Annotated in this window: 10 protein-coding genes; all 10 read right to left on the bottom strand. The window is 32.8% G+C overall.

All coding sequences use genetic code 11. From position 1 onward, the window contains the following. Nucleotides 1-361: 361 nt before the first annotated feature. Nucleotides 362-1,852 (bottom strand): lysine--tRNA ligase, encoded by a 1,491-nt coding sequence (gene lysS / locus HMPREF2881_RS00720; RefSeq protein ID WP_002455832.1) that lies wholly within the window; start codon nucleotides 1,850-1,852, stop codon nucleotides 362-364. A 161-nt stretch (nucleotides 1,853-2,013) separates the two neighbouring features. Further along, nucleotides 2,014-2,493 (bottom strand): 2-amino-4-hydroxy-6-hydroxymethyldihydropteridine diphosphokinase, encoded by a 480-nt coding sequence (folK, locus tag HMPREF2881_RS00715; RefSeq protein WP_002449970.1) that lies wholly within the window; start codon nucleotides 2,491-2,493, stop codon nucleotides 2,014-2,016. After that, entirely contained in the window at nucleotides 2,493-2,858 is a 366-nt protein-coding gene (folB, locus tag HMPREF2881_RS00710) for a dihydroneopterin aldolase (protein ID WP_002449960.1), read from the bottom strand. The genes folK and folB overlap by 1 nt, the downstream gene beginning before the upstream one ends. Next, nucleotides 2,836-3,639 carry a dihydropteroate synthase gene (gene folP, locus HMPREF2881_RS00705; RefSeq protein ID WP_002488167.1) on the bottom strand — a complete coding sequence of 268 codons (804 nt, stop codon included), beginning with the start codon at nucleotides 3,637-3,639 and terminating at the stop codon, nucleotides 2,836-2,838. Before folP ends, folB begins: the two co-directional genes overlap by 23 nt. 187 nt (nucleotides 3,640-3,826) lie before the next feature. After that, the gene (gene cysK, locus HMPREF2881_RS00700) at nucleotides 3,827-4,759 is read right to left on the bottom strand and encodes a cysteine synthase A (RefSeq protein ID WP_002488166.1); all 933 of its coding nucleotides are present in this window, start codon (nucleotides 4,757-4,759) and stop codon (nucleotides 3,827-3,829) included. A 196-nt stretch (nucleotides 4,760-4,955) separates the two neighbouring features. After that, nucleotides 4,956-5,840, bottom strand: a complete 885-nt coding sequence (hslO, locus tag HMPREF2881_RS00695; RefSeq protein ID WP_002488155.1) for an Hsp33 family molecular chaperone HslO — start codon at nucleotides 5,838-5,840, stop codon at nucleotides 4,956-4,958. 211 nt (nucleotides 5,841-6,051) lie between these two features. Further along, the gene (ftsH, locus tag HMPREF2881_RS00690; RefSeq protein WP_002488156.1) at nucleotides 6,052-8,184 is read right to left on the bottom strand and encodes an ATP-dependent zinc metalloprotease FtsH; all 2,133 of its coding nucleotides are present in this window, start codon (nucleotides 8,182-8,184) and stop codon (nucleotides 6,052-6,054) included. Between the two features lie 283 nt (nucleotides 8,185-8,467). Further along, complete coding sequence (gene hpt / locus HMPREF2881_RS00685) at nucleotides 8,468-9,007, bottom strand: hypoxanthine phosphoribosyltransferase (RefSeq protein ID WP_002455836.1); 540 nt, start codon at nucleotides 9,005-9,007, stop codon at nucleotides 8,468-8,470. Next, entirely contained in the window at nucleotides 9,008-10,309 is a 1,302-nt protein-coding gene (tilS, locus tag HMPREF2881_RS00680) for a tRNA lysidine(34) synthetase TilS (RefSeq protein ID WP_002488158.1), read from the bottom strand. 207 nt (nucleotides 10,310-10,516) lie between these two features. Beyond that, nucleotides 10,517-10,918, bottom strand: coding sequence for a S1 domain-containing RNA-binding protein (locus HMPREF2881_RS00675; protein WP_002449946.1), 402 nt, complete (start codon nucleotides 10,916-10,918; stop codon nucleotides 10,517-10,519). Nucleotides 10,919-10,996 lie beyond the last annotated feature (78 nt).

The following is a 10,996-nucleotide window of genomic DNA, read 5'->3' as shown; positions in this document are numbered from 1 at the left end:
CAGGTGTGACCTCCTTGCCATTGTCACCAGACAATAACTTACTCAAATAATTATATTACTAATTAATTAATTTTTCAATAGTTAATTTTACACTTTATTAAAATTCTTTTTACAAGTGTTTTACAAAATTAACTTTCGTTTTTGACGACTTTTATATCTTATAATAATCAAAGTCTAATGTCAACAATTTTTTAAAGGTTTTTTAAATTAATTTTTAAAAAGGATTTAATTTTTGAACACTCATAGTATACTACCACATCATATATATAATATCTAGTCTTTTTTAATTAATTTTCCTTTTTATTTTTCATAAAAAAACGTTGCTTACCTTAGCAAGCAACGCTTTTAATTTATATTAATCTTATTTTTGTCTCATGTAAGGGAATAATAATACATCTCTAATAGATGGTGAATCAGTTAACAACATAACTAAACGATCAATTCCAATTCCTAGTCCGCCTGTTGGTGGCATACCATATTCAAGCGCTTCAATGTAATCTTCATCCATTTCATGAGCTTCATCGTTACCTTGTTCTTTCTCAACAAGTTGTGCTTCAAAACGTTCACGTTGATCGATTGGATCATTTAATTCTGTGAAGGCATTTGCATGTTCTCTACCTACAATAAACAACTCAAAACGATCAGTAAATCTTGGATCTTCTGGATTTTTCTTAGCAAGTGGAGAAATTTCAATTGGATGTCCATAAATAAATGTAGGTTGAATTAATGTTTCTTCAACTTTTTGTTCAAAGAATTCATTTAAAATATGTCCATATCTCATGTTTTCTGTAATTTCAATACCATGTGCTTTAGCTAATGCTTTAGCTTCTTCATCTGTTTTCACATTATAGAAGTTTACACCTGTAGCCTCTTTAACAGCGTCTACAATATGAAGTCGTTTCCAATCTGATTCTAAGTCGATTTCTTCGCCATTATATTGCACTTTTGCTGAACCTAATACAGTTTGTGCAATATATCTAACCATAGATTCTGTTAAATCCATAATATCATGATAATCGGCATATGCTTCATATAACTCTATCATAGTAAACTCAGGATTATGGCGTGTTGATACACCTTCATTACGGAATACACGACCAATTTCATAAACTTTTTCTAATCCGCCTACAATTAATCGTTTTAAATGTAACTCTATCGCAATACGCATATATAACGTTGCATCTAGTGCATTATGATGTGTAACAAATGGTCGAGCTGCAGCACCACCAGCGATTTGATGCATCATTGGCGTTTCTACTTCTAAATAGCCTCTTTGATTTAAATAATTTCTCATTTCTTGGATGATTTTACTACGGTTAATAAATGTACGAGTACTATCTTGGTTAGTAATTAAATCTAGATAACGTTGGCGATATCTTTGCTCAATATCTTGTAAACCATGAAATTTATCAGGTAATGGTCTTAAAGCTTTAGATAATAATGTAAATGATTTTGCTTTTACTGATAATTCGCCAGTATTTGTTTTAAACATGACACCTTCAATACCTACAATGTCACCTAAATCCGTTGTTTTCCAAAGGTTATCAAAAGGTTCTTCGCCAATTTGATCTTTACGTACATAAATTTGAATTTGACCAGTTAAATCTTGTACATGCGCAAATCCTGCTTTACCTTTACCACGTTTTGTCATTAAACGCCCTGCAATAGAAACATGACTTTCATCTTCTTTTTCATGTAATTCTTCTTTAGAAAAATGATCCCATTTTTCTTTTAATTCACTTGCAGTAGCTGTACGTTCAAAGCGTTTACCAAACGGGTCAATTCCTAAATCAATAAGTTCTTGTAATTTTTGTCGACGAACCTGCATTTGGTCATTCATTTCTTCTGACATTACTCTCTCTCCTTTAAACTTCCTGTTTTACTATTAATGGATGTTATGTACTTATTAAAAATATTGTAAAATATTTTCCATTCATTATTTTATACATAGTCACATAGTTAAATTCTTAAAATATATTTATATTTTAAGAATTTAAGCACTTATCTTAGCACTTAGTCTTTATATTTCTTAACCGTATCATCTGGAAAAACTAAATCATGAATTTTCTGATTTAATCGTGGATTCTGTTTGTCCGATGCAATATCGTTCAACGGTATCAGTACAAAAGCACGTTCTTGCATTCGTGGGTGAGGTACACTTAAATTGTCTGTTTCAATAATATCATCACTATATAATAAGATATCTATATCTAATGTTCTAGGACCCCAACGTATTTCTCTTACTCGATGCAGTTGTTGTTCAATGTCTAAACAATGCTTAAGCAATTGCTGAGGTGACAACTCTGTTTCAATCTCTAAACACAAATTCAAGAAATTAGGCTGGTCAGTATAGCCAATCGGTGCAGTTTCATATATCGATGATTGTTTTGTTACCTTTATACCCTTAATGTTTCCAATTAAATCAATTGCCTTAAGAAGTTGTTGTTTTCTATCACCAATATTACTTCCTAAACCTAAATATGCCTGTACCATTAACGATTCTCCCTCACTATTTCAATACCCACACCATCGTAATGACCAGGTATAGGTGGATTTTCTTTAGTGATTCTGACTTTCGTTTCCATTACACGATTATAGTGTGAATTTATACGTTTTGCAATACGTTCAGCTAGATGCTCGATTAAATTGCAAGGTGGACCTTCAACAATATCTTTTACATCTTCAAATACTTCACCATAATGCACAGTATCTTTAACATTATCTGTCTGCCCCGCTTTTGATAAGTCTACTTTTAACGTTACGTCTACTAAAAAAATTTGACCTATTTCATTCTCAGCTGTGAGTGCACCATGATATCCATAAAACTTCATCCCTTTAAGAAAGATCATGTCGTTCATTTTCATTCTCCTTCAAAAAATCTATACCTTGAGCTAAACGTACATTTAATTGAACATTATGTACGCGAACTGCTTTTATGCCTTTCATTATACCATAGGCAGTAGTAGCAGCAGTGGCCTCATCTCTTTCTTTTGGTGTCGTATCAGTAGAAATCATCTCTCTAATAAAACGTTTACGACTTGTCGCTAATAAAACAGGATACTCTGTAGCAACTAATTCATCTAATCGAGCCATTACTTCATTTTCTTCTTTTCTACTTTTAGCAAATCCAATTCCAGGATCTAACCATATTTTATGTTTTGGAATTCCTGCCATTTCTGCTTTATTTGCTTGCTTTATAAGTGTTAATAGCATTTCTTCTACAACTGGTTGGTCACGGTGTCCATCTCCATTATGCATTAACACAATTTCCGCTTCATATTTAGCAACTACATCTAAAATATGAGGATCATATAATCCAGCCCATTGATCATTAATCATTGTGGCCCCTAATCTTAGACAAGCTTCAGCAACTTCACTGCGATATGTATCAATGGAAATTTGTACATTTAGTTTCACCAGTTCTTCTACAACTGGCACGACACGTTGCATTTCTTCTTCTAAAGACACTTCTGTGTGCCCAGGTCTTGTTGATACGCCTCCTACATCAATAATATCTACGTCTTCATCAATCATTTCTTTAGCACGTGTAACTGCGTTATCAATTGAATTATACTGACCACCATCTGAAAATGAATCAGGCGTTACATTTAAGATTCCCATAATTTTTGTTTTACCCACTATCAATCATCCTTTGTTTTTTAAAATAAATATGTATACTCACATGATACACTCATTTAGTCTATATTTCAGTATTGTTAACTGAGAGAACCTTTATACTAAAAAGTAAAATAGCTGGCTTCGCCTTTTACGAAACCAGCTATTTCTTATTTAAAACATGATATTCAAATATCAACTTATATCATCATTAGTCATCGAATGAATATAATGGTGTAGATAAGTAACGTTCACCATTACTTGGTAATACTGTTACAACTGTTTTACCTTTACCTAACTCTTTTGCTTTTTCGATTGCTGCATAAATTGCTGCACCTGAAGAAATACCTGCTAAGATACCTTCTTCTTTAGCCACACGACGTGATGTTTCCATTGCAGTTTCATTACCAACTTTAATGATACTATCATAAATATTAGTATTTAAAGTATCAGGTACAAATCCAGCACCTAAACCTTGTAATTTATGTGGACCAGGTTCTCCACCACTTAATACAGGAGATCCTTCTGGTTCAATTGCTACAATTTCAACGTTAGGATATTTCTCTTTTAAGACTTTACCTACACCAGATAATGTACCACCAGTACCAACACCTGCTAAGAAAGCATCAATTTGTTTGCCTTCAAATTGTTCAACTAATTCAGGACCAGTTGTTAATGCATGTACTTCAGGGTTAGCTGGATTTTCAAATTGTTGAGGTTCGAAATAACCATGTTTTTCTTTCAATTCTTTAGCTTTCTTAATAGCACCTTTCATTGCTTCAGATCCAGGTGTTAACACTAATTCCGCACCATACGCTTTTAATAAGTTGCGACGTTCAGAACTCATTGTTTCAGGCATAGTAAATACTGCTTTATAACCTTTAGCTGCACAAACAAATGCTAAACCAATACCAGTATTACCACTTGTTGGTTCTACAATTGTATCACCAGGTTTAATTTTTCCTTCTTTTTCAGCTTTTTCAATCATTGCTAAAGCAATACGGTCTTTTACAGAGCCACCTGGATTTTGATACTCTAATTTTACATATACATCTGCCGCATCTTCATCTACTACATTTCTTAATTTTACTACCGGTGTGTTGCCAATAATTTGTGTAATATTTTCTACAGGTTTTTGTGCCATCGAAAAAACACTCCTTTAACTTTCTAATTTAAAACTTAGTTTTTCTATCGGATATAACTATATTCTATCAGAATTTTCTAAAAAGACAAAGATATTTCTTTAAATACGATGTAATATTTTACTTTCATTAGTTACATTTAGTTTTTCCCATAAAAAAAGAGCAATAAACATACGCTTATTGCTCCTCAACATTCTACTATTTTTTTATTGTATCAAGTAGTTCTTGAAGTTCGCCTTCAGAATAATGATATTTATTTCCACAGAAATGACACACGGCCTCAGCACCATGATCTTCTTTAATCATATCTTCAATTTCTGCTTCACCTAAACCTTTAATTGCATTTAGGAATTTTTCATGACTACAATTACATTCAAATTGTGCATCCATTGTTTCCAAAATTTGTACATTCTCTTCACCTAAAATTTCATTTAAGATACCTTCTGGTGTTAAGCCTTGTTCAATCAATTTAGAAACAGGCTGCATTTTGTTAATTGCATTTTCTAATTTAGTAATAGTTTCTTCTTTCGCGCCTGGCATGACTTGTATAATAAATCCACCCGCTGCTTTAATAGAATTATCAGGATTAACAAGTACCCCTAATCCTACTGATGACGGTGTTTGTTCACTTGTCGCAAAATAATAAGTAAAATCTTCTCCAAGTTCACCAGAAACGATTGGACTTGCGCCTGAGAAATAATCTTTCATTCCTACATCCTTAACGACTTGAATTGCACCCTCAGTACCTACTGCTCGTCTTACATCCAATTTACCTTGATCGTTAAGTGGAAAATGGGTTTGAGGATGGTCAACATATGCCCGTACATTTCCTTGTGCATCTGCATCAGCAATAATTCGACCAATTGGGCCCTTACCATCTACTGTGACAGTAAGCTTTTGATCTCCTTTTAACATTGCCCCCATTAATAACGTTGCTGTCATTGTTCTCCCCATCGCTGCTGAAGCTGTAGGCCATGTATAGTGACGTGTTTGGCCTTCTTGAACTGATTCAGTTGTTAATGCAGCATACGCACGTACTTCTCCATCAAAAGCCAAAGATTTAACAATATAATCATGTGTCATTACTCTAATCTCTCCTTTATGTTATTTTATTTCGTTTGTTTCATTTATTTTAAAATCTAATATTAAATCCTTTATTAAGAATATCTATTTTACACTGCTTATTTAAGAATATGAAGTAACTTGCTCTAGCGTATATAATGCTCCTATATCATATTAAAAACTCTTTCGATTAAGGTTATTTAACCCGAGTCGAAAGAGTTTTTATGACTAACTATGATTCTCTATGATTTGAATCTGTTGGATGCTCTATATTTGGAGATTGTTCATAACCTGTTTCATCTCTATCATTTCGTTGTGAATGATTTTGAGATTGATTACGGTCTGAACGATGATTGTTTCTATCATGATCGATTCTGTCATTTTCTTTGCGGTCTTCTGCTTCATCTTTACGACCTTCTTCAAGTTGTTCTTCACGAATGTCATCATAAGATTTACCATATTTACCGTTTGAGAACTCAGAATCATCTCTATCTTCATCTTTTACCACTTTAGCTGCATCATAATCCACTGTTGGTAAAACACCATCATAGAATAATGAACGTATTTGTTCTGCTACTAGTGTCTCTTCAGTTAATAATGTTTTAGCAATCAGTTTCAATTGAGATTCATGTTCTAATAAAATTTGTTTACAACGTTCATATTGTTCTTTAATAATACGTTGAACTTCTTTATCAATTTCATAAGCAATTTGGCCTGAATAGTTAGGTTCACCTTGCATATCTTTACCTAAGAAGACTTGGCCGCCACCGCTTGTAGAGAATTGTAAAGGTCCTAATTTCTTACTCATACCATATTCAGTGACCATTGAACGTGCAATTTGTGTTGCTCTTTCAAAGTCGTTTGAAGCACCAGTTGATACTTCATGGAAGTTAATATCTTCAGATACACGACCACCTAAAAGACCACAAATTTTATCTAACAATTCTGGTTCTGTCATTAAGAAGCGGTCTTGTTTAGGTAACATCATTGCGTAACCACCTGCTTGTCCACGAGGCACAATCGTTACTTTGTGTACAACTTCTGCTTCATCAAGTACCATACCAATGACTGTATGACCTGCTTCATGATGTGCTACAATATTACGTTCTTTATCAGAAATAACACGAGATTTTTTCGCTGGACCCGCAATCACTCGGTCTGTTGCTTCTTCAATATCACGCATATCAATTTTATTTTTACCTTCACGTGCGGCAATTAATGATGCTTCGTTCAATAGGTTTTCTAAATCAGCACCAGAGAAACCAGGCGTTCTTTGAGAAATAGCTTTTAAATCGACAGTTTCATCAAGTGGTTTGTTTTTAGCATGGACATGAAGAATCGCTTCACGGCCTTTAACATCTGGACGACCTACTTGAATTTGTCTATCGAAACGACCAGGACGTAATAATGCAGGGTCTAAAATGTCAGGACGGTTTGTTGCTGCAATCATAATGATACCTTCATTCTCACCGAAACCATCCATTTCAACTAATAATTGGTTAAGCGTTTGTTCACGTTCATCGTGCCCGCCACCAACACCTGCACCACGTTGACGACCAACAGCATCAATTTCGTCTATGAAAATAATACAAGGTGCATTTTTCTTAGCATTTTCAAATAAATCACGTACTCGACTTGCACCAACACCTACAAACATTTCAACGAAATCAGAACCACTGATTGAGAAGAATGGCGCTCCAGCTTCGCCTGCAACGGCACGTGCTAATAATGTTTTACCTGTACCTGGTGGGCCTACAAGTAAGACACCTTTAGGGATTCTTGAACCCATTTTCTTAAACTTCTTATTATCTTTTAAGAAATCTACAATTTCAATTAACTCTTGTTTTTCTTCGTCTGCCCCAGCAACATCTGAGAAGCGAACACGACGTTTTTGGTTGTCGTACATTTTTGCTTTGGATTTACCAAAGTTCATCATACGACCTCCACCGCCACCACCTTGTGCCTGGCTAAGGAAGAATATAAATAAGAAAGCAATAATTAATACAGGAATAAGCGTTGTCAACATACTGACAAAGACACTTTGTTTTTCTTCTTCTTTAACTGTAAAATCTAATCCTTTTTGGCTACGAGCTTCATTTGTTATTTGTTGTAAATCTTTTTCGTTATTGTATAAAATCGTTGAAGAATAATCTTCATCATTTTTAGTTTTACCACTTACCAAGTACACATTTTGTTCAGGTTGGATTTCTAAAGTTTTAAGATCACCTTTATCCAATTTCTCTACAAACTGTGAATAGGAAAGTTGTTTCGGTGTATTTCCATTACCATTGATATATGAGAAAACACCGAATATAATAACGCCAATAATTGCGATAACTAGCACATTGCGAAAAGCTTTCTGCATGCGTCATTTCCTCCTATTTCTATAATAAAGCTAACAAAGATTGTAACATAGTCTAGCTTATAAAGGCTAGTATTTCAACTTTTGTAGCGCTTTTCTAATTCTAGTTAATTATTTTATATTCATCATTTACCCATTCTTTATTTCTAACTTTACATATCTATGTATAGTCGTTTCATAAAATGACAATTTTGAATATAAAATGAGTCTACACTAATTTATATCGTTAGTATAGTTATTATATTTAAAAATCTATTTCATGTATTTGCTAATACATTATAAAATTTTATTTATTATAAATTTCCGGTTTTAATGTACCAATGTAAGGAAGATTTCGATAATGCTCAGCATAATCTAAACCATATCCTACTACAAACTCATCAGGTATTTTTTTGCCAACGTATTTTGCTTCAATATCCGCTTTACGACGATTCGGTTTATCTAACAATGTAACGATTTCTAATGAGTTAACTTTGCGTGATCGTAGTAATTCAGTAATTGATTTTAAAGTTGTACCTGTTTCTAAAATATCTTCAATAATGAGTACATCTTTGTTTTCAATAGAAGCACTTAAATCTTTTAAAATTTGTACTTCTCCTGTTGATTCTGTACCACCGTGATAACTTGAAACATCCATAAAATCAATTGCTAAATGTGTATCAATACGTTTGATTAAATCTGCCATAAACATAACTGAACCTTTAAGGATACCAACACAAACAAGTGGTTTATCTTTGTAATCTCTCGTTAATTGTTCACCTAAATGTTTACAAATTTCTTGGATTTCTTCTTCAGTTAATAAAATATCTTTTAAATCATCTTTCATTTATGAGTCATCTCCAATTTTTTTAATATCTATTATATGTTTAAAGCTTGTCGTCACATAAAGTTGTCCTATAGCAATCACTCGTTGTTTTGCATCTAAAATGATGGGTATTTGTGTACGTTCTATACTATCAATTTTTTTATCAATCAATAAACGACTTACTTTTTTATGTCCATGACTACCATTTAACTTAAACTTATCTCCATCTCTACGTGTTCGAATCGTTAGAGGCCAATCGATTGCTTCATCATTCTCATTTGGATGAATTGTAATTAAATAATGACCAAATTGATATGTATAAGGATGCGTAACAATTTGTTCTTCAAGTAGAGAGTGTTCATAATGAGCCATTATTATAAATTTATCATATGCAATTTGAATTATCCATTTTTCAGTGAGGGGAATTTTAATTTGAGATTGTTTACTCTCAATTTGCTCGAACCATTCATTATAATTTTTTTCTGAAAAAGATTTATTTAACTGAAGCATCTCAAATAAACGATCTAATAAAATCATTTTTGAAATTTCATCTAGTTGATTAAAAGACGCTCGAGATAATTGTATACGTTCTTCATTAAGGTGAATGTTAACATGTTGTTCTATAAAATAACTTATTCGTCGTTGTGTAAGTTGTAATTGCATATCGTGCCAATGTTTCAACTTTAATAATTGTTCTACCTTGAAGTCCTTATTTTCATCAATAGCTGGTAAAAGCCGATTGCGAATGTCATTTCTTGCATATTTATTATGATGATTAGATTCATCTTCATAAAAAGGCACATGGTGAATGGTTTGATACTGTTTTATATCATTTTTATATGTCTCTATCAGAGGACGACAAATAAAATAATGATTTCGCTCAGTACATTCATGCATCCCTAATGAATTGCGCGTTGATCGACCAGTAAAAACGCGATAAAAAATCGTTTCAAGTTGATCATTTAAATGATGAGCAGTTAATAAAACATCAGCATTTATCTTACTCATCATCTCATTAAACCATTGATAACGTAAATCTCTCGCTTCAGATTGAATACTTTTTCCTTTTTCTACTGTTTCAGATAAATCTAACTGTTTAACATAACAGGGAATTTGATATTGCTTGCAAAATTGTTTAATAAATCGTTCTTCTTCGACAGATGCATCTCTTAAACCATGATTGACATGCAAACACGTTATAGATTGATATGAATGTGATAAATCATTTAATAATTTATATAATAAACACATACTATCAATCCCTGTAGATACCGCAACAGCTAAATGATCCGTCTTTTTCCAAAGAGACGTTTTCACTTTCACATTACTGAACCTCCTGACTTAGGGTAAATAATTGATATAACGAAAAAAGAGTGAGATAGAACTTTAATTTCAGTTCTTTATCTCACCCCTGGCATAGGTCTTACATGATCTAATGCACTTAAGTTATTATCAATACATATTAATCTAGAATAAATGATTGGAACCAGGGCTCCGTTAACTTAGCTATATTTACTCACACAGATATAATTAACGTCTAGATCCTTTACCACCACGTCTTGATTCTGTTTGACGTTTAATAGAAGTCAATTTGTCTTCACTGTCTTTTAAGAAATTACTTAATTTCTTTTCAAAATCTTCTGCTTTTTGTTGAGGTGGTTTATTTTGATTAGATTTGTGATGTGGACGACGAGGACGATCTTTCGCTTTTTTAATTGAGAGGCTGATTTTACCATCCTCTGCAATAGATAAAACTTTTACCTCCACTTCATCTCCAACTGATAAATGATCTTCTACATTTTCAACATAATTATCAGCAACTTCACTAATATGAACTAAGCCACTTTTACCTTCAGGTAATTCTACAAACGCACCAAATTTTTTGATACCTGTCACTTTACCTTTTAGCTTGTTTCCTACTTCGATTGACATATTCTAAATAAATCCTCCCGATAATGTTTCAATTTTAACCTTATTATATTCCTGTTTTAAAATTTACACAATGCTATA

The organism is Staphylococcus sp. HMSC057A08 (assembly GCF_001812925.1).
Classification (GTDB): Bacteria; Bacillota; Bacilli; order Staphylococcales; family Staphylococcaceae; genus Staphylococcus; species Staphylococcus hominis.
The sequence above is the reverse complement of the archived record's forward strand: the minus strand, read 5'-3'. Positions and strand labels throughout refer to the sequence as shown.

What these genes read in the sequence shown, in the direction of transcription:
- lysS (WP_002455832.1), bottom strand. Translation starts at nt 1,852, where the DNA reads ATGTCAGAAGAAATGAATGACCAAATGCAGGTTCGTCGACAAAAATTA.
- folK (WP_002449970.1), bottom strand. Translation starts at nt 2,493, where the DNA reads ATGGTACAGGCATATTTAGGTTTAGGAAGTAATATTGGTGATAGAAAA.
- folB (WP_002449960.1), bottom strand. Translation starts at nt 2,858, where the DNA reads ATGAACGACATGATCTTTCTTAAAGGGATGAAGTTTTATGGATATCAT.
- cysK (WP_002488166.1), bottom strand. Translation starts at nt 4,759, where the DNA reads ATGGCACAAAAACCTGTAGAAAATATTACACAAATTATTGGCAACACA.
- hslO (WP_002488155.1), bottom strand. Translation starts at nt 5,840, where the DNA reads ATGACACATGATTATATTGTTAAATCTTTGGCTTTTGATGGAGAAGTA.
- ftsH (WP_002488156.1), bottom strand. Translation starts at nt 8,184, where the DNA reads ATGCAGAAAGCTTTTCGCAATGTGCTAGTTATCGCAATTATTGGCGTT.
- hpt (WP_002455836.1), bottom strand. Translation starts at nt 9,007, where the DNA reads ATGAAAGATGATTTAAAAGATATTTTATTAACTGAAGAAGAAATCCAA.
- HMPREF2881_RS00675 (WP_002449946.1), bottom strand. Translation starts at nt 10,918, where the DNA reads ATGTCAATCGAAGTAGGAAACAAGCTAAAAGGTAAAGTGACAGGTATC.